We start from the raw sequence: 24,385 nt of genomic DNA on the forward strand, positions 1-24,385 counted from the left end.
TCCCATTGCAGGATCCACCTGCGAAGGCTTTAAAACCTTCCGCACGCGGATGTAGCGCAGTTGGTAGCGCATCACCTTGCCAAGGTGAGGGTCGCGAGTTCGAGTCTCGTCATCCGCTCCACGGTTCACTAAAGTGGGCCACGAGCAAGAGTTTCTTGCCGCGGTGGAATGGCTGAGTGGCTTAGGCAACGGTCTGCAAAACCGTGTACACGGGTTCGATTCCCGTTTCCACCTCCACATTCTTTTACACATAGTGAACTTTAGGCGCGTTTAGCTCAGCGGGAGAGCGCTTCCCTGACACGGAAGAGGTCACTGGTTCGATCCCAGTATCGCGCACAGGATCCCATTGCAGGATCCACCTGCGAAGGCTTTAAAACCTTCCGCACGCGGATGTAGCGCAGTTGGTAGCGCATCACCTTGCCAAGGTGAGGGTCGCGAGTTCGAGTCTCGTCATCCGCTCCAAAATCTCTTGGGGCCTGCGGGCCCCTTTTTTCATGCCTTAGCAGCGGCGTGGCAGCTCTCTTGGGGAAATTCGGGGTCTAAAATTAGTCGGCGATGAATGCCGAAAAACTTTCCTCTATGCGTGCAGATAGCCGCGTGGACACCTCCCAGATCCTCTGCTGGGTGTTCTGGCCGCTGGCTGTAATGACCTTTATTCAGCGCGTATTCGTTCACCCTTGGAACTCGCGCCTCACCGACGACTTCGGCACGGTCATCTCAGCGCTGTACAAGTTCCGTGCCCAGGAGGCGATCTACGACCAGGACTACTCCTCCACGGATCCGCACTACCTGTACTCCCCCGGCGCCACGCTGCTGCTGAGCCCCCTGTCGTTGCTGACGAACATCGACCTGGCACGCGCAGTGTACGTGGTCGGCAATGGCGTTGCGGCGGTGTTGGCGGTCGTGGTGCTCACGAAGCTCTTTGATTACTCCCTGCGATCCTGGGTCCTGCCTGTCGGCATCTTCTTCCTCTTCAGCTCCGAATCGATCGCCAACACCCTCGGGTTCGGCAACATCAACGGCGTGCTGCTGCTGGCCGAGGCACTGTTCCTGTGGCTGCTTATCAACAATCGGGGGGTGTTGGCGGGCATCGTCATCGGGCTGGCCATCACGATCAAGCCGCAGTTCCTGCCGCTGCTCTTCATTCCCCTGATGCGCCGCCAGCTGTCCACCATCGCCACTGGACTGGCGATCCCGGTCGCCATGAACGTCATCGCCTGGCCGCTCACCACAAACGCGGGCGATTACATCGACAAGCTACTGCCCTACCTCGGCGGGGTGCGGGATTTCGCCAATTCGTCGATCCCCGGCGTGGGCGTGTATTTCGGCTTCCCGGACTGGACGATCTGGCTGTGGCGCATCCTGGCCGCGATCTGCGTCCTCGTGGCGCTGGCGATGCTGCTGCGCTTCCGCGACCGCGATCCGGTGATGTGGGCCGCAAGCACCGCCGGCGTGCTTCTGACGGGCGTGTTCCTGATTAGCAGCCTGGGCCAGATGTACTACTCTATGCTGCTGCTGCCGCTACTCTTCACGGTTCTGTCCCCCCGCTCCGTGATGCACACCCCCGTGGCGTGGCTGGGGGTGTACTTCTTCTTCAGCCACGACTCCTGGTCCTCGGATCGGTGGGTCAACTACGGCCGGGTGGCGGAATATACGCGCGGCACTATTGGTTGGTCACTGTTGCTGGTCGCCGCTGCGGTGGTCTCTACGATGTGGTTCTTTAGGGATCGACGCCACAACGTCCACCCCCTAGGCGATGTACACACGAACGGTCTTTTCTACCGGGAGAAGACTAGGACAGGAGAAGCTACTGATGGCTGAGTTGAACCCGACCGCTGATTTCCGCAAGCTCACTGACGAGCAGTGGCGCGAGCGTCTGACCCCCGAGGAGTTCGCCGTGCTCCGCCGGGCCGGGACCGAGGCCCCCTTCAAGGGCGAATACACGGACACGGAGACGGAGGGTGTGTACGCCTGCAAGGGCTGCGGCGCGGAATTGTTCCGCTCGACCGAGAAGTTCCACTCGCACTGCGGCTGGCCGAGCTTTTTTGACCCGAAGGATTCGGAAGCGGTGATTACCCGCGTCGACGAATCCCTCGGCATGCGCCGCATCGAGGTTCTCTGTGCGCAGTGCGAGAGCCACCTGGGCCACGTTTTCGAGGGCGAGGGTTACCCCACGCCCACCGATCTGCGCTATTGCATCAACAGCATTGCTTTGACGCTGCAGCCGGCCGAAGATCCGGCCGATTAGTTAGGCGGCTAGGCCAGCGACTCCACGAAGCTGGCCAGCTCCTCCTTATCGCCGTTGACACGGCGGCCGGTGAAGAACGGGATTTCCTCGCGCACGTGGTGACGCGCCTCCGTGTAGCGCATCTTGTACATCAGCTCGACGATGCGCTCCAGCGTCGGGGACTCGAAGGCCAGGATCCACTCGTAGTCGCCCAGTGCGAAGGCGGGGACGGTGTTCGCGCGTACCTCATCGAAGCCCAGGGCGGCCTTGCCGTGCTCGCGCAGCAGGCGGGAGCGCTCCGCGCGATCCATGGTGTACCACTCGTAGCTGCGGACGAACGGGTAGACGCAGATCCAATCGCCCGGCTCCTCGCCCATGATGAAGGACGGCAGGTGAGCTTTGTTGAATTCGCTCGGGCGGTGCAGGCAGGTGTTGGACCATACCGGCTCGCAGGCCTGTCCCAGCTTGGTTTCCTTGAGGAAGCGGCGGTAGGCCACCTGCAGATCCTGCATCTTCTCCGCGTGCCACCAGATCATGACGTCGGCCTCGGCGCGCAGCGCGGACAGGTCGTAGACACCGCGGATGACCAGATCCTCATCCTCAAAGGAATCAATGAATGCCTGAAAATCAGCAGCTACCTCCGCGCGATCCCCCAGCACGCCCGGCTCGATCTTGAAGACCGAGTAGGTGGCGAAGCGAACGACGGCGTTGAGACGCTTGATTTCCTGCGCGTTCAGTTCAGTCATGGTGTTTAGCCTCTTTAGCCTTTCTGAGTTCCATTCATAGGTTCTATGGCAGCCGTTAACGGCTTATACGAAGTCCAATCTACGCGAGATCACCCTCCGGAGGAGCTAGGCGTGGGGTGGATCACGCCATCTCGCGGATGATCTCCCGCGCGGCCTCCACGCCCGAAGCGGCGGTTGCGGGCACGCCCACGCCGTTGAGCATCGAACCGGCCAGCGCCAGCCCGCGGATGCCCAGTACCTCGTCGTAGGCCTGGGACATTGCATCCATGTAGCCCACGCCATAGCGCGGCAAGCCACCCCACCAGCGCTGCACGAAATACTCCTCCGGGGTCTTCCGCTCGCCGGTGATGCGCTCCAGATCCTCGACCGCGAAGCTCAGCAGGGCACGATTATCTACGTCCAGGTGCCACGGGTTGCCAAAGCTGCCGAAGCTAGCCCGCACAAAGGCTCCCCCGCGCTCAGCCAGGTGCGGCCATTTACGAGACGAGAACGTGAAGGCCTTCGCCTCCGTGGGGGCGTCACTACCCAAAAGAACGCCCGAACGCTCCGGGATGCCGTGGGCGGAAGCCATGCGCATGCCGACGACTACGCTGCTGGCGAGATCGACCTCGCCCAGCACGTCCGCGGCGGTGGGAGCCATGTACTGCAGGATGGCCGAAGCGGTGGGCGCCGGGGTGGCGACGATGACGGCATCGAACTCGCCGATCGGATCGATGTAGTACCCGCCGCGAGTCCGGCCGATGGATTCCACGGCGGTGTTGCGCAGAAGCTCTGGGTTTGCGTGGCGTACCAGCGCATCGACCAAGCTGGCGTAGCCGCCGCGCAGGCTACGGAAGACGGGCTTTGGCTTGTCGCCCTCCTGGGGCGCGGGGCGCTGGGAAAGAAGGTGCTCGACCGCATCCACCAAGAAGAACGGCTGCCCCTCCGCGCCACGTCGGTCCAACTCCTCCGCCAGTTGCGGAAGCGTGGCACGGACTCCCAAGTCGAAAGCGTTGCAGGAGTACACGCCGCCCAGCAGCGGGGAGACCAAGCGGTCGACCACGATACGGCCCAGGCGGGCTTCCACCAGCTGCCCGACGGAAGTATCCTGGCCGGGCGTCCAGGTCATCGGCTGGCCGTTACGCTCGGCGTCGATCCGCGCTGCGCCGTCCTGCCCCACTACCTCGGCAACGTCCGCGCCGCGGGAAGGAATACCCATCAACGTGCGCCGTGGGATATCCACCAGCGCGCCGTCAACATAAAAGCCGCTCGGCAGGCCAGAGGGAACGCACAGCTGATCCCCCAGTCCAACGGATTCAACCAGTTCGGTGAAATCCTGGCGGAAACCCATGTAGGCCTCCGCTCCCATGTCCACCGGACCGTTGGCATAGTTCACGGTCTTGAGCTTTCCGCCCAGGCGGTCGTAGGCCTCGGTCAGCAGGATGCGGGCGTTCGGCCCCAGCTGACGGCGCAGCTCCCAGGCCGCGGCCAGGCCGGCGATGCCGCCGCCGATGATGGCGACGCGAAGCCCCTCCAGCCCAGAGGTGTCTAGCTTCTCGAAGTGGCAGGAAAACTGGTTGGCCTTCATCGCTTGTGGACCTCCTCGAAGGCGCGGGTGATGGCATCGGGATCAGTGTTCGGCAAAACGCCGTGGCCCAGGTTGAAGATGTGTCCGCGTGCCTGGCCGCGCTCGATGGCGCGATCGGCCTCGGCACAGATGCGTCCGATCTGCGCTTCCACCACCTCCGGCCCGGCGAACAGCACGGCCGGGTCCAGGTTGCCCTGCAGCGCCTTGGCGCGGGTGGCTGGCTCCGCAGTCGGGTCGGCCTCCTGCAGAGCGGCGGAGACGCGGGTGGCGGCGGAATCCAGCGGCACGCGCCAATCCACACCCACCACGTCGGGGCCAGCCAGGGCCATATCGCCCAGCAGCTCGCCGGTGCCCACTCCGAAATGGATCATCGGCACACCATAGACGCGCAGCGCATTGAAAATCTCAGTGGAGTACGGGCGGACGAACTCGCGGTAGTCCCGCGCAGTCAGGTAGCCGGCCCAGGAGTCAAACAGCTGCAGGGCATCCACGCCAGCTTCCGCCTGAACCTGCAGGAAGCGGATAATCGTGGGCGTCAATCGGCGCATCAGGGCGTGCCACACATCCGGCTGCGAGTACATCAGAGCCTTCGTGACCTCGTGGTTCTTCGAGGGGCCACCCTCAACGAGATAGGAGGCGAGGGTAAAGGGCGCGCCTGCGAAACCGATGAGGACCTGGTCGTCGCGCAGCCCCTCCAGCACACCGCCGATGCCTTCGACGATGCTATCGAGCTGACTGCTCCCCACGATCGGCAGCGCAGTCACATCGTCTCCCGTGCGCACGGGGTGCTCCACGACGGGGCCGCGGCCGGCAACGATGTCCAGTTCCACGCCCGCGGCCTTCAGCGGCACCACGATGTCGGAGAACAGGATCGCCGCGTCCGCGTCGTGCCGGCGAACCGGCTGCAGGGTAATCTCCGCGAGCAGCTCCGGGTTAAAGCAGGATTCCAGCATTCCGTAGTCTTTACGGATCTCGCGGTACTCCGGTAGCGAGCGTCCGGCTTGGCGCATCATCCACACCGGGCGGCGACTAGGGGTTTCTCCGCGCGCTGCGGCGAGGAACGGCGCGTCCTTGTGGGCGCGACGCCGCGCTTCGGCGGCAGCGGTATCAGCTTGGATGGGGCAGTCAATAGGCTCGCTCGTCATAGATGCCATTATGCCAGCGCCCTCGGCGCGCCTCACAAACGCGACAAACCTTAAAGGCTAGGTTTAGGCCTTGTGAGCCAAGAGACTGAGATCCCAGAGTACTTCCACGAAGCGGTGCGCTCCATGTCGGAAGCACAAGTGCGTCGCGGCATCAGCGTCGGAGACATCCGGCCACCCCGCAACCTCGCACCCCTCAGCCACGCCATCGGCCTCGAGGTGCTGCCCGCCGACGAGGACAGCGACGACAGCACCGGAACCCCCGCCGGCGATGCCTTCGGCCGCCTGATCCTGCTCCACGACCCGCAGGGCGAAGAGCAATGGAAGGGCAAGCGCATGCGCATGGTCGCCTACATCCAGGCGGACATGGATGCCGCCGTGGCCTCCGACCCGCTGCTGCCGGACGTGGCATGGGACTGGCTCAAGGAGCAGCTGGATTCCCCGAGTTGTGAATACACCGACCTCGGCGGCACGGTGACTTCTACTGCTTCCGTCCGCTACGGAGAGATCGGCGGCCCGCCGCGCGCCTTTCAGCTGGAGATGCGCGCTTCCTGGACCGCTACCGGTTCCGACCTTACCGGCCATGTCCAAGCCTTCGCGGAGGTGCTGGCTAACGTCGCAGGTCTGCCGCCCGAGGGCGTGACCAGCCTGGCCTTTGGCGCCCGTCCCGCAAGCACCGCGGCCGCAAACGACTCCTAGTAAAACGACACCTAGTACCTTGTACCGGCGAGAGGCTCCGAGGCGAGCCAGCCGGCGGGCTGACGTATCGTTATAGCCGTGAGTTTTGTCTCTGTCCCCGCCGCCGGCACCCCGGTGCTGCGGGATACCCCGCAGCACATCGACGCCGCCGCCCGCGCACTCGCCGCGGGCACTGGCCCCATCGCCATCGACACGGAGCGTGCCTCTGCCTACCGCTACGACGATCGCGCGTTCCTCATCCAGCTGCGCCGCCACGGCTCCGACACTTTCCTGATTGATCCCGAGGCTGAACCCCGAGCCACCCGCGACATGGCCAAGGTTGTGAACGAAGCCGAATGGGTGCTCCATGCCGCGCACACCGACCTGCCCTGCCTGCTGGCCTTGGGTTGGCGTCCGCGCGTGCTGCACGATACGCAGATTGCCGGGCAGATCCTCGGTGCCGAGCGCATCGGTCTTTCCGGCATGTTGGGGGCCTACTTCGACATTGAGGTGCCCAAGGATAAGGGCAACGCGGACTGGTCGCGCAGGCCGCTGAGCGAGGCGATGCTGAACTACGCCGCCCTGGACGTCGAATGGCTGCTGGAGCTGCTGGAACGCTGCCTGGATGACCTCGCCGAGACCGGCCGCACCGAGTGGTATGTCCAGGAGTGCGCGCACGTGCTGGCCTCTGCCTCTCCCCTGTCCGCCAACGACTGGACGGGGCTGAAGGGTTTGAGTTCGCTGCGCGGCGCCCTGCCCCGCCGGATCGCTCACGACCTCTGGGAATCCCGCGACGTCATGGCCCGCCGCGGCGATATCTCCCCGGAGGCGATCTTGCGCAGCCGCGACCTAGTGGGCATCGCCGGCCGCGCCGATCGTGACCGCGCCGGCGCGCTGAGGCAGTTGAACTCCTGTCTGCATCACTCGCGGGCGCGCATGAAACCTCGGGCTCGCAGGCAATTAGCCGAGCTTCTTTCGGACGCCCTCATGTCCGATCCCCAGGATCTCGAGACCCAGCAGTTCCATCCGCCGCGTAACCCCACGAGAGGCATCCCGGACCACAAGGTCTGGCCTGAAGAATACCCCCGCGCGGCTGCCTACTCCGAAGCGATTCTCTCCGCGGCCGATAACGCAGCGGATGCCTTACAGATCCGCCTGGACACGGTTGTTACCAGGAAAAATCTGCGCCAAGCCGCCTGGTCTTGCTGGCTGGCCGAAGATACCGGCGCGCTGGACGGCGCCGAGGACCCCGTCGCGGAATGGGAGCAGCTGCTCGGCGAAAAGTGGACCGCCCTGGGCCTGCGGCCCTGGCAGGTGGAGGTGTTGCTTAACGCAACAACACCCGCCGTCGCGGCGGTGTACGCGGGCTAGAGCTTCTCCGCGTGTCCGACAACGGTCTGGGCGACCGTCTCGACGTCCAGGCCCAGCTCCTCCAGCACCTCGCCGCGCGAGGCATGGGCCAGGAATTCCTGCGGCACGCCCAGGTTGCGGACGGGCACGTCGATGCCCGCCTGGGACAGGTCGTAGTGCAGGCGACTGCCCGCTCCGCCGTGCACGCCGTTGTCCTCGATCGTGACGATGAGGTCAAAGTCGCGGGCGAGCTCCAGCAAGCTTTCCGCAGTGGGGACTACCCAGTGGGGATCCACGACGGTGGCGGAGAAGTTGGCGTCACAAAGAGCCTGCGCAGCGCCCAAAGCCTGGTCCGTAAGAGCTCCGAAAGAGACAATGAGCACGCGACCGTCGGTCTGCTCGTCGCCCTGCTCGAACAGCACGTCGTAGTCGGCTTCTTCTCGGACCGCGGGCACATCGGCGGGGGCATTGCCCTTCGGGAAGCGCACGACAGTCGGAGCATCGTCGATGGCCACTGCGCGGTCGAGGGCCAGCTCCAGGGTTCGCGCGTCTCGCGGGGCGGCGACGTGGATGCCGGGGACGATGCCGGTGATCGACAGATCCCACATGCCGTTGTGGCTCGCACCGTCGGAGCCGGTGATGCCCGCGCGGTCGAGGACGATGGTGACGCCCAGCTTCAGCAGAGCAACGTCCATCAAAAGCTGGTCGAATGCGCGGTTAAGGAACGTCGAGTAGACGGCCACTACCGGATGCAGGCCGCCGAGAGCCAGGCCGGCGGCGGAGGTCACCGCATGTTGCTCGGCGATACCGACGTCGTAGGTGCGGCTGGGGTGCACCTTCGCAAAGTCTGCCAGGCCGGTCGGGCCAGCCATGGCGGCGGTAATGGCGACGATGTCCTCGCGTTCGTTGGCAATGTCGATCAGGTGGTTGGAGAACACCTTGGTCCAGCTGATCGCACCCTCGGTCTTCTTCGCCATCGACTCACCGGTGATCGGGTCGATCACCCCGGTGGAGTGCATCTGGTCGGCCTCGTCCTGCTCGGCAGGATCGAATCCCTTGCCCTTCTGCGTGACGGTGTGGACGATCACGGGGCCGCCGTAGTCCTTGGCGTAGCGCAGTGCGTTCTCAACCTGTTTGAGGTCGTGGCCATCGACGGGGCCAATGTACTTCAGGCCCAGCTCCGGGAACATCTCATGCGGGATGACGGTGTGCTTCACGCCCTCCTTGAGGCCGTGAATCACCTGGAAGGCGCGGTCGCCCACCCAGCCCATCCGGCCTAGGGCGTTCTTACCCGTATCCATCACCCGGTCGTACATCGGCTGCAGGCGCAGCGCTGCCAGGTTCTCGGCCAGGCCGCCGATCGTGGGCGAATAGGAGCGGCCGTTGTCATTGACGACGATGACCAGGCTGCGCTTCTTCGCGGCGGCGATGTTGTTCAGCGCTTCCCACGTCATGCCACCGGTCAACGCGCCATCGCCGACTAGGGCGACGACGTGGCGGTGAACCTGTCCGGTCAGCTCGAAGGCCTTGGCCAGACCATCTGCGTAGGACAGCGAGGCGGAAGCGTGGGAGGACTCAGTCCAGTCGTGGGGAGACTCCGCCCGATCCGGATAGCCGGAGAGCCCGTCCTTTTGACGCAGCGTGTCGAAAAGGTCCCGGCGACCCGTCAAGATCTTGTGCACATAAGACTGGTGGCCGGTGTCGAAAATCAGCGGGTCCGAAGGCGAGTCGAATACCCGGTGCATGGCGATCGTCAGTTCTACAACGCCCAGGTTCGGTCCCAGGTGGCCGCCGGTTGCGGAGACCTTCTGGATAAGAAACTCGCGGATCTCCGCGGCCAGCTGCTCTAGCTGGTCTGTGTCCAGCCCCTTGAGGTCAGCGGGCGAAGACACCCTATCGAGAATTCCCATGTGAAACTACTCTTCTCCGTCCTCATGTCTCGCGCCGAATGTTTTGCCTGTCCATTCTAACTGCGCTCAAGTGTTTTGAAAGAATCCCCTACCGGGGTTTAAGAGCCTGCGCGACCGCGGCGGTCCGGAACCAAATATGCCAGCAGTTCTACGTGGTGGTTAAGGCCGAAGGCATCCACCACGCACAGCTCCTTAATTGCGTATCCGTTGTCGATCCAAGCTGCAAGGTCGCGGGCGGCGGTGGCCGGGTCGCATCCCACGTGAACGACGTGCCGCGGGCGGGCCTTGGCAATATCGGCAACCGTCTGCGTGCCCGCGCCCGTGCGCGGCGGGTCCAGAACCACCGCGTGCACGGATCCTCCGCTTGGCAGTTGGGGAACCAGACCCGCCACATCGCCACGGACAAACTCGACATTGTCGATGCCAGCCGCCGCCAGGGCCTGTGCCCCTGCCTCGCTGGCGCTACCGGCCACGTCTACGCAGACCACTCGGTCGGCCTTGCGGGATAGCGGCGCGCTGAATACTCCAGCGCCGCCGTACAGATCCCACGCAATCGACTGCTTAGCCTTTGCCCTTTCAGCCTTCTGCCCCTGCGCCACCGGCGGGATGTGACGGGCGATCCAGGCGGAGTAGAACTCCGGAGCGGCGCGGTGCGCCTGCCAGAAGTCCTGTACCTGGCTTTCCCACTGCACGTCGAACTCCCGGTCGAGGCCGACCCCAAAGTGCACGGTGCGGGAAACGGTGGGGATCTCGCCCGCACCATCCGTGGCTTTACCCCTCAGCTGCATCATCTTGCGAGTGCCGTCGTCTGCCACGGCAACGGCGATCTCGGTGTTGGGTACCAACTTCCCGGCCGCTCGCAGCTGCTCGATTTCTTCGGCCAGCCCTTCTCGCAGCGCCTCGCTCCACTGCGCACAGGGGTGCTCTACGGGCACCACCTGGTGCGAGCCGCGTGCCCGCTGGCCGACGTTGCCCTCCCCGTCCACTGCCAGACGCACGCGCGTGCGCGAGCCCGCGAAGGGCTGCAGGCTCTCGGTATCGATGGTGACATTCTGTAGGGATTCGGCATCGATCTTGCCCACGCGAGCCAGCTGATCCAGCACCACTTGCTTCTTATAGTCCAGCGACCCGGCTGCGTCCACGAAATCCAGGTCGCAACACCCAGCCCCAGCCTGCGCTGCCGGGCATGCCGGGGACACACGGTGGGGGCTCGGCTGTCCGATGGCTACAGCCTCGCCGTTGCGGAAACCTTTCTTAGACTTCGAGTTCCGCGCCGGATCCAGCGCCACCGTCACATCCTTCTCGCCCGGCAGTCCACCGCGCACGAACACGATTTGCCCGTCCAGTCGGCCGATCACGGTGCCGCCGTTCGCCGGACCCGCCAGGTCGATCACTACTTCTTCCTTCTTAGTGACGCCCATCGGTCTCCACCTCTTCGATACCTTCTTCCATGCTTTCCGCCTCGACCTGCTGTAGGTCTTGCGTGTCTTCGCCCGGCTTCTCCGAGTGCCGCCCCTCCGCTCGGTTCGCTGCCTTCACTGCCCAAACGGTGACCGCCACTGCTACCAGCGTCAGGGGCCATCCCATTGCGATGCGGGTGTACCCGAGGGCGTCAGTCTTATCGCCAGCATAGAGCCACTGCTGAACGGCAAAGCGGGCGAAGAACACCACGGCCCATGCAAGGGTGGCAATGTTGAAGGCCCGCACTGCTCGGCGGTTCGTGCGCCAGCGGTGATCGTCACCATTGATGCCGCGCCATACCGCGCCGACCAGCGGCCAGCGAACAAAGATCGAAATAATAGATGCGATGCCCGCCACCAGCGAGTACCAGATGCCGTAGGCGAAATAGCCCTTTGCATCCCCCATGATCCAGGCGATCGCTGCGCACAGCGCGACCGCGAGGAAGCCGGAGATCGCCGGCTGCAGGTTCTCCTTGCGCGCTACGCGCCACACCAGAATCAACACTGCAACCGCCAGCGCAGAAATCAGCGCGGGTCCCAGACCCCACTGGCTGTTTACCGGCACCAGAACCAGCACGGGCAACGTGGAGGAGACCAGTCCGGACAGGCCTCCCATTTGCTCCAGCAGGGTGGCCTGGGCTGCATCGCCGCCCTGTTGCGGCTCTGTCCTTCCTGCCATTACTGCAGATCCTCGCCCAGATTCCGGGTAGCTCGCTGGGATTCGGCATTCTGGCGGTGGGCCAGCTCCTGCAGCTGCTCCTGCAGAGCATCCGCCATGGCCTGCGGCATCAACACCGGCAAAGGCTGGCCGGCCGGAATTGGGTCGCTGCCGCGGCGGATAAAGGTACGTGCGATGATCTCCCGGCCCACCTTGGCCAACTCGTCCGCCTTGGACTTCTCTCCGGCCAGCGTCGCCCGGAACATCCAACGTGGACCGTTCACGCCGATCAGGCGCATCTGCCCCTCACCGGCTACCGCGCAGATCTCCTGGCCCCACGGGCCGTCCTCGACGTGAACGTCCAGGCCGTCCTTCGTCATGCCCGCGACCGTCTCCTCGACAGATTCGGCCCACAGGTCACCGTTTCGCGGTGCAGCGAAGGCAATCGGGGTAATACGCCCACCGTCGATCTCCAGGTGAATCATCTGCGGCCCCTCCGGCCCCATATCCACCTTGACCTCACCGCCGTGCGGCACCGGAATGAGCATGGAGCCCAGATCCAAAGCTCCCGCGGCAAAATCCGAGAAGTCGAAGTCCTGGAAGTTCACCGTGTCGCCGTCAAACGGGCCAAAGTCGTTTTCTGGCTGATCCTGCTGCGGCTGAACAGCTTCCTCTACTTGATTCTTGTCGTCGTTATTCTTGCGACCAAACATCTCAAAACTCCGTCTTCTGTTGGCTTATTAAGTTACTTCGAGTGCAGCTAAGCGTTGCGAGCCTAAACCCCAGTGGAGCCATAGCCGGACTCGCCCCGCACGGTCTCCCCCAGTTGCTCTACGCTCTCGACCTCTTCGACGTCGCACAGGCTGACTTCCTGCACCAGCAGCTGTGCAATCCGCTCCCCGCGCGCCAATTCAATGGGCTGTTCGGGATCCAGGTTGATCAGACATACCTTGATCTCCCCGCGATAGTCCGCATCAATCGTCCCCGGGGCATTGACGATGGAAAGCCCCTTCTTCAGCGCGAGCCCACTGCGCGGGTGCACCAGCCCCACTGTGCCTACAGGCAATGCGATGGCGATGCCTGTGCCGACCAGCTCCCGGTGCCCAGGGGCAATGGTCACATCCTGGGCCGTGTAGAGGTCTATGCCGGCATCCGTCGGGTGGGCGCGGCGCGGCAAGGGCAGCTCCTTGTCCAGGCGAACGATACGCAGCGGGGCGTCATTTCCGGTTTGTCCATTTTGCTTAAGGGTCACGGTCACCAAGACTACAAGTACCCAACCGAAGTTACGATGTCCGAACCCCCACGGGCTAGAATTACTAGGCAGCACGCAAAGCGAACAAATCTGTCAGGAGATATTCAATTGGCATCGGACACTCAGCAGGAAAAGCTGCTGTATTCGGAGCACCAGCGCGTACCCCTAGTGTGGTGGCTGTTCGCCGCGGGCGTAGTCGCAATCATTGCGTGGCAGGCGCAAATGGGCCGTCCGATGTGGGCCTTCTACGTCGCCCTCGTGGTTTCCGGCGCGCTGGCAGTGTGGGCGCTTATTTACTTCTCCCGCACGAAGGTGGAGGTCACGGAAGATAGCTCCGGCGAGCGTTGGTTGCATGTCGGCCCGGCAAGACTCCCCGCAAGTGTGGTCAACCGCAGCCTAGTTATTCCCCCTACCGCCAAGCGCGCCGCTATGGGCCGCCAGCTGGATCCGGCCGCCTATGTTGTGCACAAGAACTGGATCCCGACGATGGCGATGCTCGTCCTGGACGATCCGGACGACCCAACCCCCTACTGGCTGATCTCCACTAAGGAACCTCAGGAGGTTCTGGAGCAGCTTGGTCGCCCGATCTACTAAGGCAGCTTAAGCGCAGTCCTTGCAGATGTACTCGCCGTCGGCGACAGTTTCTGCGATGCAGCTGCGGTGCTGCACCAGGAAGCACACGCTGCAGGTGAACTCGTCGCTCTGGCGCGGAATTACAGAACCGGACAGCTCCTCGCCGGAAAGGTCCGCCATGGGTACGTCGAAGGGCTCGACGATCTCTCCATCATCCGTATCGGAAACGGACGGCTCGGCCTTCTCTGCGGCCTTCAGGCCCTCCAGGGAGTCGGTCTCGATGTCGTCTTCGGAACGTCGGCGCGGCGCGTCGTAGTCAGTGGCCATATTGGGTCCTTACTTACGTCGGTTGTGTCGATCTGATGGAGTGCAGAACAGCCAGCGGGGCTGGCTGAAAATTGCCTTAACTCGTCTCACTGTTCGCGGATCCTAGAGCACATGCACACCCCTTGTCACCTTCACGCGCGCACTGGCGCCCGATAGGGGTAAATGGCTCCCCCCGCGGCTATTCCACCAGCAGTTCAGCCAGCTCCGCAGCCACCCCCGGCTTCACTGCCAATACAAGCGCCTTCGCCTCCTTCGTCACGTCATAATCCGGGGCCACGCTAATGGCTCCGGCACGCGCGGCAATCAGGCACCCCGCAGCGTGGTCCCACGGGCCCAACCCGTGTTCAAAGTAGGCATCTACTTCCCCACTTGCCACACGGCACAGGTCCAGTGCGGCCGAGCCGATCCGTCGAATGTCGCGGACTTGCGGCAGCAGGCGGGTCAGCCGCTCCGCCTGGCGGCGGCGATCCTCAGCCACGTACGAAAAGCCGGTTGCAACCAGCGCCTTCCCCAGTGCTCCACCAGGCGCTGCCTCCTGCTCCGCCGGTTCCACGCGTAGAGTAACGGCCGCGGCCTTATCGGCAATGTCCTTCAAGCGCCGCGCCGGCCCGCCCGCATGCGCCACGTAGGCAACCTGGCCTGTCACGTCCACCACCACGCCTGCTACTGGCTGCTCGTCCACCACTGCGGCGATGCTCACGGCATAGGCCGGAACCCCGTAGAGGAAGTTCACTGTTCCATCAATCGGATCAACGATCCATAGAACCTCCCCCGGGGCACTGTCCTCGCTACTCAGGCCGCTTTCCTCACCGAGCACGCGGGATCCGGGTACCCGCTGCAGCAGCTGCTCTGTAATGAGTTTCTCACTGGCCTGGTCTACCTCCGTCACCGGATCCACCTCGGAGGTCTTCGTCCCCACCACGCCGACGTGACCGTGCTCGTCGGCGAGTTCGCCACGACGGCGTCGAATAAGTACGGCTGCCTCACGCGCCACCTCCAGCGCTACCGCCTCCAGGTCGGCAGGGCTAAAGGTTCTTTCTCTTGTGGACGCCCCAGCCTCCCCCGCCGTCGACACCTCGTCGAACACCCTCAGGGGTGCCTGCTCTGATTGTGCCCGCTGGAGAATCGCTGCTACGTCGCGCGCTTTAGCGCTCATACTTGCTGAACCCGTGGTTTCCATGCTCTCCACCTTGCCATTCCTGATCACTCTTCACAGCCACCTTCCACGGGGCAGACTGCTAGACCCCGATGCCGAGCGGAGCCCAATATCTTCAAGGTAGTGTTATGGGCATGACTGAGGACAAGGCAGAACAGAACCTGAGTTTCGGCGTAGACATCGGTGGATCCGGTGTGAAAGGCGCCGTTGTAGACCTCAACACCGGCGAGCTGGTCACCGAGCGTTTTAAGATCCTCACCCCGAAGCCCTCCACCCCGGATGCAGTGGCGGAGGTCGTGCGCAAGCTGATGGACATGGCCGAATGGGATGGCCCGGTGGGCGTAACGGTGCCCGCCGTGGTCAAGGATCAGAAGGCTCGCTCCGCGGCGAACATCGATAAGTCTTGGATCGATACCGATATGCAGGAGCTGTTCAAGCGCCACCTCGGCGAGCGGGAGATCGCTGTTCTTAATGACGCCGACGCAGCCGGACTGGCCGAGGTCAATTACGGCGAGGAAAGCGCGAAAGAAGGCGCAGTGCTGATGCTCACCTTCGGAACCGGCATCGGCTCGGCGATGCTGTGTGATGGGCACCTGTTCCCCAACTCCGAGATCGGCCACCTGCCCCACGACGAGAACGGCGACGTCGAGTGGTATGCCAGCTCCGCGGCGAAGGATCGCGAGGAGTTGTCCTATAAGAAGTGGGCCGCGCGCGTGGACGAGGTTCTGCACACCTACAGCGCCCTGTTCAGCCCGAAGACCTTCATCGTCGGCGGCGGCATTTCTCGCAAGGCCGACAAGTGGGTGCCGCTGCTGACCGTAGAGGAGGAAGTCGTCCCGGCGAAGCTGCGCAATCAGGCCGGCATTATCGGTGCTGCTATGGCCGTGCAGGATGGCATCAAGCCCTAGTATCCGCTAGAGAACAAGCGCTTCGCACCAGGGATGGTTGCAACGCCGTGCTGATATTTGAGTTATAATGGGCGGTCGATTAGCACAGCAGGGGTTTCGACGACCCTCATAGACCATCGGTTGCGGGTATGCCGCAACCCGGTGCACCCTAATTCCTTTTCGAAATGTGGCCTTCTGAGGTGGCCATTTCAGTGCACCATGCAATACGAGTGAAAGGGCTTCCGTGGCAGCGAACGACTCGACCACCACCGGCGAAGACAGCACCGAGGGTGTTGTGCGCAAGGTTGCAAAGAAGACGGCAGCGAAGAAGACTGCCCGAAAGGTGGCGAAGAAGTCGACAGTTGCCAAGAAGGCCACCGCGCGGAAGGCTACGACAAAGGCTGCTGAACCCGCTGCCGAGCAGGAGGAAGAGGCGTCCACTCCCGTAAAGAAGGCGGCAAAGAAAACCGCAAAGAAGGCTGCCAAGAAGACCGCGCGCAAGGCCGCGAAAAAGACGGCTAAGAAGGCAACCAAGAAAACCGCGAAGAAGACCACGCGCAAGGTTGCTAAGAAGACGGCGAAGAAAAACACCGCGAAGCGCGGCACCAAGGCGGCGAAGGCGGCCGAGGAGGTCCTCGAGGAGGACGTAGCCGCAGCCGGCACCGCCGCTACTTCGGCCGAGCAGCAGGATGCTCCGGATACCGCGGAAGAGCGGGACGACTTCGACCAAGACGAGGACGCAGACGCTCCGGAGGACCTCGACGCACTCGAGGACATGGACGAGGACGATGACCTCGACGACCTGGATGACCTCGACGACCTCGAGGACGACGACGATGACCTCGACGATGATGACGAGGACGACGAAGACTCCGAGGATTCCGACGAGGAAGACGGCAAGAAGGACGGCAGCTTCGTCTGGGATGAGGACGAATCCGCAGCGCTGCGCCAGGCTCGAAAGGATGCCGAGCTCACGGCTTCCGCGGACTCGGTGCGTGCGTACCTAAAGCAGATCGGCAAGGTCGCGCTGCTGAACGCGGAGCAAGAGGTCTCCCTGGCCAAGCGCATCGAGGCCGGCCTGTACGCCGCTTATCGTCTGCAGGAGATCAAGGAGTCGGGCGAGAAGCTCTCCCCGATGCACCGCCGCGACCTGCGCGAAATCGACCGCGACGGGCGCCGCGCTAAGAACCACCTGCTGGAGGCCAACCTGCGCCTCGTGGTGTCCCTGGCCAAGCGTTACACCGGCCGCGGTATGGCGTTCCTGGATCTGATCCAGGAGGGCAACTTGGGTCTTATCCGCGCAGTCGAGAAGTTCGACTACGTGAAGGGCTACAAATTCTCCACGTACGCCACCTGGTGGATTCGCCAGGCGATCACCCGCGCCATGGCCGACCAGGCCCGCACCATCCGTATCCCGGTGCACATGGTCGAGGTCATCAACAAGCTGGGCCGCATTCAGCGCGAGCTGCTGCAGGACCTGGGTCGCGAGCCCACTCCGGAGGAGCTGGCGCGCGAGATGGACATCACCGTGGACAAGGTGCTGGAGATCCAGCAGTACGCCCGCGAGCCGATTTCCCTGGACCAGACCATCGGCGACGAGGGCGATTCCCAGCTGGGCGACTTCATCGAGGACTCGGAGGCCGTCGTGGCCGTCGACGCGGTCTCGTTCACCCTGCTGCAGGATCAGCTGCAGGATGTGCTGCACACACTGTCCGAGCGCGAGGCCGGCGTGGTGAAGCTGCGCTTCGGCCTGACCGACGGGATGCCGCGCACTTTAGACGAAATCGGCCAGGTTTACGGGGTTACCCGCGAGCGCATCCGCCAGATCGAGTCGAAGACGATGTCCAAGCTGCGCCACCCGTCGCGGTCCCAGGTGCTGCGCGACTACCTGGACTAGTTCTGAGCCAGCTCTAGACTAGCGCTGAGCTAGAGCTGGGCTAGTTCTGGTTGTTCTTCACGCAGTCGGAGAACTCCGTGCCGCGTAGGTCTTCGCAGCCTTCCATGCTCTTCACGGCCACCTGGGTGAAGAAGATCGCGATGGCCATGGCCAATACCCCCAGCACCAGGCCGATAATCGCGTAGCTGCGCTGCGTGCCCCGGCGGTTCGCGATGACCACCGACGCGATTCCCACCAAGATCGCCACCGCTGCCACCACGATGCCGATCAGGGGGAACATCGCCGCCGGGATCGACAGGATGCCCACGATCAGGGCAGCCAGGCTCAGGCCGCTGACCTTGCGCGGCGCGATCTTCTGGAGTTCGACCTCCTGCGCGTTGGACTTATCCAGATCGATGTAGTCTTCTCGAGCCATCGTGCCGTTTCCTTCCCTCCGGGATCGCTTGCCTCTAGGCATCCGGCGATACACCGCCGTTGCTTGCCGCGGTGTATCTTACCCCACTTTCCCGGTGTCCCCCTTATCCATCCTCACCAGTCTCTTAGGTAAGCAATGCGGTCGCGCAGCTGCTGTGCCGTGCACAGCGCCGTGGACGGCCCGCCGCAGTTTCTCCGCGCATCGTTGTGAATCTGCCCATGCGGTTTGCCGGTGCGGGCGGACTTCATAGACACCAGGGCGTTCAACTCCTTGCGCAGGGCCGGGAGTTCCTCGCTGGCCACGCGCTTATTGCGCAAGTCCGCGCCACTGCCCTCTTCGGCCGGCCTCTGCTTCTCCTGCTTGCGGCGCTCTTCCTCTTCCTTCGCCCGCGCGTCCAACTGCTCGGCTTGGCGCTGACGCAGCAACGTACGCATCTGTTCGGCGTCCAGAAGACCGGGTAGGCCAAGGTATGCCTGTTCCTCCTCCGACCCGCTCAAGGTGGCCGTGCCGTAGGTCGAACCGTCGTAGATGAGACTGTCTAGCTCGGCCTCGGCGCCGACGGACTCGTAGCCTTTGTCCTCTTCCGGCTCGTTTTGCTCCTGGTTGGCTTGTTGTAGGAGTTGGTCGTCCCAGCCCTCGTTCTGTCGGTGGGGCTTGCCGAGCACGTGGTTGCGCTGCTGCTCCATCTTGGATGCTAGCTCTAGGAGTACGGACACACTGGGGAGGAAGATTGACGCCGACTCCCCTGGCCTCCTGGAGCGCACGAAACGGCCGATGGCCTGAGCGAAGAACAGTGGTGTGGAAGAAGATGTGGCGTACACGCCCACGGCCAAGCGCGGTACGTCCACGCCCTCGGAGACCATTCGCACGGCGACCATCCACTCGTCGGTGCTGGCGGAGAACTCCTTGATGCGTTCGGAAGCCCCCGCCTCGTCGGAGAGCACCACCGTCACTGGGGTGTTGCTGATCCGCTCCAGAATCCGCGCGTAGGCGCGCGCCGTGGTCTTGTCGGTGGCGATCACCAGGCCACCCGCGTCGGGAATGGTCTCGCGCAGCTGCTGCAGGCGCGTCTGCGCGGCATTGAGTACGGCGGGGATCCAGTCGCCCTTTGGGTCCAGCGCGGTGCGCCACGCCCGCGCGGTCTGCTCTGCGTTCAGCGGCTCGCCCAGGCGTGCCTCAAACTCCTCGCCGGCGGAGTTGCGCCAGCGTGCCTGGCCGGAATAGGCCAGGAACACCACCGGGCGGACGACTCCGTCCTTCAGCGCATCCGCGTAGCCGTAGGTGTAGTCGGCGGAGGACACGAGCGCGCCGTCGGCGCCCTCCACGGCTTCGTAGCGCACGAAGGGGATCTGGGAATCGTCGGAGCGGAAGGGCGTACCCGTCAGCGCGAGGCGGCGTTCCACGTGCTCGTAGGCCATGCGCACGCCGTCTCCCCAGCTTTTTGCGTCGCCGGCGTGGTGGATCTCGTCCAGGATCACCAGCGCCTTCTTGGCGGTGGCTACCTGGTAGTGCTTCGTAGGCTTCATGCCCACCTGGGCATAGGTCACGCACACGCCGTCGTAGGCGTTGTTGAACGGCGAGGAGTTGGTGAACTCGGCGTCGAGCGCGATTCCCCGCTCCGCGGCGGACTGCGCCCACTGCACCTTCAGGTGTTCGGTGGGCACCACGATAACCAGCCGGTCCACTGCACGGGTATCTAGTAGCAACCGTGCAATCGTCAGGGCGAAGGTCGTCTTACCCGCCCCCGGGGTCGCCACGGCCAGGAAGTCCTTCGGGCTGGCCTCGACGTACTTGTTCAGTGCCTCCTGCTGCCATAGGCGGAGGTGCTTCACTTCTTGCGCAGCCCCTTGTAGATCTGCTCGCAATCCGGGCAGACAGGCGATCCCGGCTTGGCCTGCTTGCGCACGGGGAAGGTCTCGCCGCACAGAGCCACGACCAGCTTGCCCATCACGGCGGATTCGACGATCTGGTCCTTCTTCACGTAGTGGAAGAACTTCGGTACATCGTCATCCGTCGTCGTATCCGTGTTGACTTCGGGGCGCTCAATCGTTGTCGTACTTGGGTTACTCACAGTTCACCATCATGCCCCTGAATCTGCTTGTTTTCCAGCTGCGTACTAGCGTTAGGTCTATGGCTGATGCACGAAAAAGGAAAACGGGAGGTGAGTCCCGGGCCAAGCGAGCTTCACAGGTGGAAATTATCACCGATGCCAAGAGTTCGCGTTTGCAGGGATGGCACCACCGTCGCAGGCTTTACGCCGTGCTGCAGCTTCTGCGCATTCCCATCCTCGCCCTCGCCGCGTTGGTGATGTTGCTCACCCATAACGCCGCCCTCGCGGTGTGCGTGGCGGCGGTAAGCCTGCCTCTGCCCTGGATCGCCGTGCTGCTAGCCAACGAATCCGGCCAGGTGGACGAGACCACGAACAAGGTCTACAAGCCTGCCCTCGTCCGTGAGCAGCGTCGTGCCCAGCGCGCTGCTCTTGCCGGGGAGACTTCCCGCCCCATGCTGGAATCCAACTCCTCGCACCCGGAGATCATCGAGTACAACCCCGATCAGTCCTCTTCCTAACGCCGATCTAGCGCCCAACTAGCACTGACTCATCAAGGAACTTCAATGCCCGACTTTCCCCTGTGCACGCCCGGTAAAGCCACTGAACAGCTGGTTCGCACCCTAGTCGAGCGAGGATACGGCTCTGTGTTGATCTTGGAGGCGCTCGGCGTGGAGGGAGTGGCCGCCGCCCAATCGGGTTCGCCCGCGGCCGCCACGTGGCACCTGTCGCGGCGCGGGTCCGCGGCCGCCCAGCTCGTCGCTGCTGTCTATTTACGACGCCCCCAGCCTGCCGCCTTCTTCCGGGATCTCGTCGGGGCCGAGGTGACCTCCGGCTTGGTGGCGGAGAATGCGCTGATCCCCGTGGAGCAGCAATCCGCGCAAGACGCAGATGACAGTGCAGAATTGCTACGCCTGAACCTGGACATCCGGCCTGTCCACCACCCGGCTCACGGTGACACAGAGGTGCTGGTGCTGTCGGATCCGGACGCTTCCTTGGAAGAGCGCGTTCCCGGCCCGGGCCACGTTCCCGGAGTCGGCAACGCTCCCCTGTCACTGCTCAACTCCATCCCCCAGCTGCCTGCAGATGCAAGGGTGCTGGATCTCGGCACGGGCTCCGGCGTACTCGCATTGGTGCTGGCCGCCAACGCCGGAGCCGAGCCGCCAAAAATTTTTGGCAGCGACATCCACGCCCGCGCCCTGGATTACGCCTGCGTGGCCGCCGCTGCACAAGGCCTGGAATCACCGCTGGTCAGCTGGGTGCAGGGCTCCTGGTTCGAGCCCTTTAGCGCTCAGTCCTTCGACGTCATCGTCGCCAACCCTCCCTTCGTCATCGGCCCTTCCGTGGATCTGGATGCGGAAGAAGGGCACGTGTACCGCGACTCCGGCCTGCCACTCGACGCAGCCAGCAAGCTAGTGGTCGAACAATCAGTTCAGCACCTGGCGCCGGGAGGCCACGCGCACCTGCTGATCGGCTGGGCGCTCGGCGAGGAAGGCAGCAATGCTGCCAGCTCCGCCGCCGAACGGATCCTCGGCTGGCTGCCCGACGAGGGCGCCCGCGCCTGGGTTTTGCAGCGCGACGAGGTGGACGTTGCCACTTACGTGACCACCTGGCTGCGCGATGAAAGCATCGATCCCCGGAGCACCGCGGGCCAACTACGAACCACGGAATGGCTGGACTTCTTCGCCCGCCACCAGATCACCCGCATCGGCCTGGGCTGGATCCACATTGAAAAGTTCGAGGGTGCCACCGAGCTGACCGTCGAGTCGCTCGACCATGCGCTACCGGCCGGGGCGTACCTCGGCCTGGAGGCCGCCCAGTGGTTCGCCCGCTGCCGGTGGATCGACCAGCTGGAGGTTCCCGGCCGCTCCGCTGCCACAGCGGTGGCGGAGAGCCGCTACCGGCTGGGACGTGGCGTCATACTAGAAAAAACAGCGAGCGCCACCGACCAGGGGTTCGGCGAAGAGAGCGCGCGGCTAACCCGCACTGACGGCCCGGGCTGGTCGCACGAGGTCGACGGTGTGCTGGCGACGATTCTGGCCGGGCTCAGCTGGGAGGGGCTAAACCTGCGCGACGTCGCCGAGTTCTATCACGCGGTGCACGGCGACGAGCTGGGGATCAGCGCCGAGGAGCTGGTGGATCAACTGGTGCCGATCGCAGTGGACCTGGTGCGGCACGGCATGATCGTGCCGGAAGAGTTGCGTGATCTGTACTAGAGGCAACCTCTAGAACATGGATGCTCTAGAACCCGGAAAATTTTTTGGAAGGAAGGCAGAACAACGGTGAAAGCAGTAGTGAGCACAGTCAGCAGTGCAGAGGTGACCGTGGACGGCGAGGTCGTCGGATCGGTACAAGGCCCTGCACTGCTGGCCCTCGTCGGCATCGGCGTGGCCGACATTGCAGACGAGAGCGTGGCAGAGGCGGCAGTGGAAAAGATGGCGCGGAAGATCGCCGAACTGCGCCTACTGCCCGCTGCTGGCGAGCCATGGGATAGCCCGCGCAATCACTCGGTTGAGGAGGTAGGCGGACAGGTGCTGCTGGTCAGCCAGTTCACGCTCATGGGCGAAACGAAGAAGGGGCGGCGACCTTCTTGGGGGAACGCGGCGCCCGGCGAGGCCGCGCAACCAGTGTTCGACCGCATCGCCGAACTACTGCGCCAGCGGGGAATAGTTGTAGAAACAGGCCGATTTGGAGCCATGATGAAGGTCTCCAGTGTAAACGAGGGGCCATTCACCGTGCTGGTGGAAACCTAGACCAGTCTTCCCCGGCGCCTATTACTCCAGGTGGAAGCGTATATCCGCCGCAGACTGTGCGACGGCATATAGCGGTAAACCCTATTGCGGGGGTAAGCACGGTTCCCTCCTAGGGGGTGGGTGGGGAACAATTCATCGAAGATGTCCGTTAACCCCTTAGAGCTTCGGCACAAAACGAGAAAAATCTTGAAGAGCTTGAGCGCTATCGAGCCACGGGAGGCACACCAGCACTATGAAAAACTCCATGATTGATGACGAGTACAACGGCATCAACAGCGGTAGGGGCAACGGCGGTTCGGCCGACGATAGCGATAAAAAGGAAGACAAGGGTCGGCGGCGCGGAAACAACGAGAACCCGTCGGCGGACTTGGTTCGCGTTTACCTCAACGGCATCGGCAAGACCGCGCTGCTGACCGCCGAGGACGAAGTCGAACTGTCGAAGCGGATCGAAGTAGGCCTGTACTCCGAGTACCTGCTGGCCAACGCCGAGAAGCTCACCCGCGCAAAGAAGCGCGACCTGAAGGTTCTCGCCCGTGAGGGCAAGGCAGCCCGCAGCCACCTGCTGGAGGCAAACCTGCGCCTGGTCGTCTCCCTGGCGAAGCGCTACACCGGCCGCGGAATGCCGCTGCTGGACCTCATCCAGGAAGGCAACCTGGGCCTGATCCGCGCGATGGAAAAGTTCGACTACACCAAGGGCTTTAAGTTCTCCACCTATGCAACGTGGTGGATTCGCCAGGCCATCACCCGTGGCATGGCCGACCAGTCCCGCACCATCCGCCTTCCCGTCCACCTCGTCGAGCAGGTCAACAAGCTGTCCCGCATCAAGCGGGAGATGTACCAGCAGCTGGGCCGCGAAGCCACGAACGAAGAGCTCTCGGAGGAGTCCGGCATCGAAGAATCCAAGATCGAGATGCTGCTGAAGCAGTCCCGCGATCCGGTGAGCCTGGACATGCCGGTCGGCAGCGATGAGGAAGCCCCGCTGGGTGATTTCATCGAAGATTCCGAGGCGACTGACGCGGAAACCGCCGTAGTGGCTTCCCTGCGCCACTCCGACGTGCGCGCAGTCCTGGGCACCCTGGAGGAACGCGAACAGGACGTGATCAAGCTACGCTACGGCTTGGATGACGGGATGCCCCGCACGCTGGACCAGATCGGCCGTCGCTTCGGGCTTTCCCGCGAGCGCGTGCGCCAGATCGAACGCGAGGTAATGGCGAAGCTGCGCGAAGGCGACCGGGCGGACAAGCTGCGCGAGTACGCGGTTTAACCCCGCTGTAGAACCAGTACCTACACTTCTGCCCCGCTCCCGATGTGGACGGGGCTATAATCGTGAGAAGTCAACA

General features: G+C 63.6%; 24 protein-coding genes and 4 tRNA genes. 15 read left to right on the forward strand and 13 right to left on the reverse strand.

The genetic code is table 11. The features are described 5' to 3' along the window. The first annotated feature begins 45 nt into the window (after positions 1-45). From MHX66_RS02795 to msrB, 6 genes are all read left to right on the forward strand, one after another. A tRNA-Gly gene (locus MHX66_RS02795) sits at positions 46-121 on the forward strand. A 41-nt stretch (positions 122-162) separates the two neighbouring features. Then, positions 163-237 (forward strand) — tRNA-Cys (locus tag MHX66_RS02800). A gap of 27 nt (positions 238-264) precedes the next feature. Then, positions 265-336 (forward strand) — tRNA-Val (locus tag MHX66_RS02805). A 50-nt stretch (positions 337-386) separates the two neighbouring features. Beyond that, positions 387-462 (forward strand) — tRNA-Gly (locus tag MHX66_RS02810). A gap of 117 nt (positions 463-579) precedes the next feature. Then, positions 580-1,821, forward strand: a complete 1,242-nt coding sequence (locus MHX66_RS02815; protein ID WP_239199480.1) for a glycosyltransferase family 87 protein — start codon at positions 580-582, stop codon at positions 1,819-1,821. Beyond that, positions 1,814-2,248 carry a peptide-methionine (R)-S-oxide reductase MsrB gene (gene msrB, locus MHX66_RS02820; protein WP_239199483.1) on the forward strand — a complete coding sequence of 145 codons (435 nt, stop codon included), beginning with the start codon at positions 1,814-1,816 and terminating at the stop codon, positions 2,246-2,248. Before MHX66_RS02815 ends, msrB begins: the two co-directional genes overlap by 8 nt. A gap of 8 nt (positions 2,249-2,256) precedes the next feature. On the opposite strand, the gene hemQ is transcribed toward msrB, so the two are convergent. The 3 genes from hemQ to hemE form a co-directional block, all read right to left on the reverse strand. Next, positions 2,257-2,973 (reverse strand): hydrogen peroxide-dependent heme synthase, encoded by a 717-nt coding sequence (gene hemQ, locus MHX66_RS02825; RefSeq protein WP_035003773.1) that lies wholly within the window; start codon positions 2,971-2,973, stop codon positions 2,257-2,259. Between the two features lie 121 nt (positions 2,974-3,094). Continuing rightward, the gene (hemG, locus tag MHX66_RS02830; protein ID WP_239199486.1) at positions 3,095-4,540 is read right to left on the reverse strand and encodes a protoporphyrinogen oxidase; all 1,446 of its coding nucleotides are present in this window, start codon (positions 4,538-4,540) and stop codon (positions 3,095-3,097) included. Beyond that, positions 4,537-5,694 (reverse strand): uroporphyrinogen decarboxylase, encoded by a 1,158-nt coding sequence (hemE, locus tag MHX66_RS02835; RefSeq protein ID WP_239199489.1) that lies wholly within the window; start codon positions 5,692-5,694, stop codon positions 4,537-4,539. The genes hemG and hemE overlap by 4 nt, the downstream gene beginning before the upstream one ends. Before the next feature lie 63 nt (positions 5,695-5,757). Here hemE and MHX66_RS02840 point away from each other — a divergent pair, with 63 nt between their 5' ends. Next, positions 5,758-6,381 (forward strand): DUF3000 domain-containing protein, encoded by a 624-nt coding sequence (locus MHX66_RS02840; protein WP_370646253.1) that lies wholly within the window; start codon positions 5,758-5,760, stop codon positions 6,379-6,381. A 78-nt stretch (positions 6,382-6,459) separates the two neighbouring features. Further along, positions 6,460-7,731, forward strand: coding sequence for a ribonuclease D (locus tag MHX66_RS02845; RefSeq protein ID WP_239199492.1), 1,272 nt, complete (start codon positions 6,460-6,462; stop codon positions 7,729-7,731). Here MHX66_RS02845 and dxs read toward each other — a convergent pair. The 5 genes from dxs to dut all read right to left on the reverse strand — a co-directional run bounded on the left by dxs (position 7,728) and on the right by dut (position 12,990). Further along, complete coding sequence (gene dxs, locus MHX66_RS02850; protein ID WP_239199495.1) at positions 7,728-9,620, reverse strand: 1-deoxy-D-xylulose-5-phosphate synthase; 1,893 nt, start codon at positions 9,618-9,620, stop codon at positions 7,728-7,730. The two genes, MHX66_RS02845 and dxs, sit on opposite strands and share 4 nt — an antisense overlap. Positions 9,621-9,718: 98 nt before the next feature. After that, complete coding sequence (locus MHX66_RS02855) at positions 9,719-11,041, reverse strand: class I SAM-dependent RNA methyltransferase (protein WP_239199498.1); 1,323 nt, start codon at positions 11,039-11,041, stop codon at positions 9,719-9,721. Beyond that, positions 11,028-11,759 (reverse strand): DUF3159 domain-containing protein, encoded by a 732-nt coding sequence (locus MHX66_RS02860; RefSeq protein ID WP_239199501.1) that lies wholly within the window; start codon positions 11,757-11,759, stop codon positions 11,028-11,030. Before MHX66_RS02860 ends, MHX66_RS02855 begins: the two co-directional genes overlap by 14 nt. After that, the gene (locus tag MHX66_RS02865; RefSeq protein WP_239199504.1) at positions 11,759-12,451 is read right to left on the reverse strand and encodes a DUF3710 domain-containing protein; all 693 of its coding nucleotides are present in this window, start codon (positions 12,449-12,451) and stop codon (positions 11,759-11,761) included. The genes MHX66_RS02860 and MHX66_RS02865 overlap by 1 nt, the downstream gene beginning before the upstream one ends. 62 nt (positions 12,452-12,513) lie before the next feature. Then, entirely contained in the window at positions 12,514-12,990 is a 477-nt protein-coding gene (gene dut / locus MHX66_RS02870) for a dUTP diphosphatase (protein ID WP_049050519.1), read from the reverse strand. Between the two features lie 108 nt (positions 12,991-13,098). Here dut and MHX66_RS02875 point away from each other — a divergent pair, with 108 nt between their 5' ends. Continuing rightward, the gene (locus MHX66_RS02875) at positions 13,099-13,584 is read left to right on the forward strand and encodes a DUF3093 domain-containing protein (protein WP_239199507.1); all 486 of its coding nucleotides are present in this window, start codon (positions 13,099-13,101) and stop codon (positions 13,582-13,584) included. Between the two features lie 6 nt (positions 13,585-13,590). On the opposite strand, the gene MHX66_RS02880 is transcribed toward MHX66_RS02875, so the two are convergent. Together MHX66_RS02880 and MHX66_RS02885 are read right to left on the reverse strand one after the other, a co-directional pair. Further along, the gene (locus MHX66_RS02880) at positions 13,591-13,890 is read right to left on the reverse strand and encodes a DUF4193 domain-containing protein (RefSeq protein WP_005295036.1); all 300 of its coding nucleotides are present in this window, start codon (positions 13,888-13,890) and stop codon (positions 13,591-13,593) included. A 178-nt stretch (positions 13,891-14,068) separates the two neighbouring features. Beyond that, complete coding sequence (locus MHX66_RS02885) at positions 14,069-15,046, reverse strand: inositol monophosphatase family protein (RefSeq protein ID WP_239199511.1); 978 nt, start codon at positions 15,044-15,046, stop codon at positions 14,069-14,071. Between the two features lie 128 nt (positions 15,047-15,174). On the opposite strand from MHX66_RS02885, the gene ppgK reads away from it, so the two are divergent. Both ppgK and MHX66_RS02895 read left to right on the forward strand, forming a co-directional pair. Then, positions 15,175-15,954, forward strand: a complete 780-nt coding sequence (gene ppgK / locus MHX66_RS02890) for a polyphosphate--glucose phosphotransferase (protein WP_304504311.1) — start codon at positions 15,175-15,177, stop codon at positions 15,952-15,954. 223 nt (positions 15,955-16,177) lie between these two features. Continuing rightward, complete coding sequence (locus MHX66_RS02895) at positions 16,178-17,830, forward strand: RNA polymerase sigma factor (protein ID WP_239199517.1); 1,653 nt, start codon at positions 16,178-16,180, stop codon at positions 17,828-17,830. A 40-nt stretch (positions 17,831-17,870) separates the two neighbouring features. On the opposite strand, the gene MHX66_RS02900 is transcribed toward MHX66_RS02895, so the two are convergent. The 3 genes from MHX66_RS02900 to MHX66_RS02910 all read right to left on the reverse strand — a co-directional run bounded on the left by MHX66_RS02900 (position 17,871) and on the right by MHX66_RS02910 (position 20,316). After that, on the reverse strand, positions 17,871-18,245 hold the full coding sequence (locus MHX66_RS02900) for a membrane protein (RefSeq protein WP_035003756.1): 375 nt from the start codon (positions 18,243-18,245) through the stop codon (positions 17,871-17,873). Positions 18,246-18,358: 113 nt separating this feature from the next. Next, positions 18,359-20,077, reverse strand: coding sequence for a DEAD/DEAH box helicase (locus MHX66_RS02905; RefSeq protein ID WP_049050496.1), 1,719 nt, complete (start codon positions 20,075-20,077; stop codon positions 18,359-18,361). Further along, positions 20,074-20,316, reverse strand: coding sequence for a DUF3039 domain-containing protein (locus tag MHX66_RS02910; RefSeq protein WP_005295046.1), 243 nt, complete (start codon positions 20,314-20,316; stop codon positions 20,074-20,076). Before MHX66_RS02910 ends, MHX66_RS02905 begins: the two co-directional genes overlap by 4 nt. A gap of 59 nt (positions 20,317-20,375) precedes the next feature. Here MHX66_RS02910 and MHX66_RS02915 point away from each other — a divergent pair, with 59 nt between their 5' ends. The 4 genes from MHX66_RS02915 to MHX66_RS02930 all read left to right on the forward strand — a co-directional run bounded on the left by MHX66_RS02915 (position 20,376) and on the right by MHX66_RS02930 (position 24,309). Further along, positions 20,376-20,813, forward strand: a complete 438-nt coding sequence (locus MHX66_RS02915) for a DUF3099 domain-containing protein (protein WP_239199520.1) — start codon at positions 20,376-20,378, stop codon at positions 20,811-20,813. Between the two features lie 45 nt (positions 20,814-20,858). After that, a complete protein-coding gene (locus MHX66_RS02920; RefSeq protein WP_239199523.1) occupies positions 20,859-22,508 on the forward strand; it encodes a methyltransferase in 1,650 nt (549 codons plus the stop codon). Between the two features lie 66 nt (positions 22,509-22,574). After that, entirely contained in the window at positions 22,575-23,045 is a 471-nt protein-coding gene (gene dtd / locus MHX66_RS02925; protein WP_239199526.1) for a D-aminoacyl-tRNA deacylase, read from the forward strand. 232 nt (positions 23,046-23,277) lie between these two features. Beyond that, complete coding sequence (locus tag MHX66_RS02930; protein ID WP_370646254.1) at positions 23,278-24,309, forward strand: sigma-70 family RNA polymerase sigma factor; 1,032 nt, start codon at positions 23,278-23,280, stop codon at positions 24,307-24,309. The last annotated feature ends 76 nt before the right edge of the window (positions 24,310-24,385 follow it).

The sequence above is a fragment of the Corynebacterium sp. ACRPH genome, from assembly GCF_022347285.1.
Classification (GTDB): domain Bacteria; phylum Actinomycetota; class Actinomycetes; order Mycobacteriales; family Mycobacteriaceae; genus Corynebacterium.